We start from the raw sequence: 1,456 nt of genomic DNA, 5'->3' as shown, positions 1-1,456 counted from the left end.
GGGAAGTGGAACGCCATGTGGCACTCGTCGCCGCCGGTGGAGTAGTCGCCGAAGTAGTCGACCACGTCCTCGGGCCACTGGTTGGCCTCCGCCAGAAGCACGGTGTCCGGGTACTGGGCGTCGATCTCGCTCCGGACGCGCTTGAGGAACGCGTGCGAGGCGGGCAGGTTCTCGCAGTTGGTGCCCTCGGCCGCGTACAGGTACGGCACCGCGTCCAGCCGGAACCCGTCGATGCCGAGGTCGAGCCAGAACCGGAGGGCGGCCAGGATCTCCTCCTGCACGGCCGGGTTCTCGTAGTTGAGGTCCGGCTGGTGCGAGAAGAAGCGGTGGAAGAAGTACTGTCCGCGCACCGGGTCGAAGGTCCAGTTGGAGACCTCGGTGTCGACGAAGATGATCCGCGCGTCCTGGTACTGCTTGTCGTCGTCGGCCCACATGTAGTAGTCGCCGTACGGGCCGTCGGGGTTGGCGCGGGACTCCTGGAACCACGGGTGCTGGTCGCTGGTGTGGTTCATGACGAAGTCGATGATGACCCGCATGCCCCGCTGATGGGCCGCGTCCACGAACTCCACGAAGTCCGCCAGGTCCCCGAACTCGGGCAGCACGGAGGTGTAGTCCGCGACGTCGTAACCACCGTCACGCAAGGGGGACTTGAAGAACGGCGGGAGCCAGAGGCAATCCACGCCGAGCCATTGCAGGTAGTCGAGCTTGGCGGTCAGACCCTTCAGGTCACCGACGCCGTCGCCGTCGCTGTCGTGGAAGGAGCGGACCAGGACCTCGTAGAAGACGGCGCGCTTGAACCACTCGGGGTCCCGGTCCTTGGCCGGAGTGTCCTCGAAAGTGTCCGGCACGGGTTCGTTCACGGTCATGACGCTGAAGGCCCTCCGATCTGTGACGTCGCCGGCTCGGCACGCAGGACGTGCGCGGGGGCGCGGCCGGGGCTGAGGCGCACGTAGTTGTCGCGGCCCCAGTGGTAGGTCTCGCCCGTCAGTTCGTCGTGCACGGACAGGGCGTCGTTCCAGTCCAGGCCGAGTCGCGGCAGGTCCAACGAGACCGTGGCCTCCTGGGTGTGGTGCGGGTCGAGACTGACGACCACGAGGACCGTGTCGTCGCCGGTGCGCTTGCTGAACGCGAGCACCGCGTCGTTGTCGGTCCGGTGGAAGCTGAGGTTGCGCAGCCGTTGCAGTGCGGGGTGCCTGCGGCGGATCTCGTTGAGCCGGGTGATGAGCGGCGCGATGGTGCGTCCCTCACGGGCCGCCGCCGCCCAGTCCCGGCGTTCGAGCTGGTACTTCTCGGAGTTCAGGTACTCCTCGCCGCCCGGATGGAGCGCCTGGTTCTCGCAGAGTTCGTAGCCGCTGTAGATCCCCCACGTCGGCGAGAGCGTGGCCGCGAGGATCGCGCGGATCTCGAAGGCGGGGCGGCCGCCGTGCTGGAGGTAGGCGTGCAGGATGTCGGGGGT

At 67.7% G+C, this 1,456-nt stretch carries 1 protein-coding gene and 1 pseudogene; both read right to left on the bottom strand.

The genetic code is table 11. The features are described 5' to 3' along the window. Window positions 1-866: alpha-amylase family glycosyl hydrolase (locus ACWCV3_RS28925; protein WP_451230327.1), on the bottom strand; the 866-nt coding region annotated here is incomplete at its 3' end. After that, window positions 863-1,456, bottom strand: a pseudogene (locus ACWCV3_RS28920) (alpha-1,4-glucan--maltose-1-phosphate maltosyltransferase); the annotation flags it as partial. The pseudogene ACWCV3_RS28920 and the gene ACWCV3_RS28925, both read right to left, overlap by 4 nt.

Source organism: Streptomyces sp. NPDC001781, assembly GCF_053596035.1.
The sequence above is the reverse complement of the archived record's forward strand: the minus strand, read 5'-3'. Positions and strand labels throughout refer to the sequence as shown.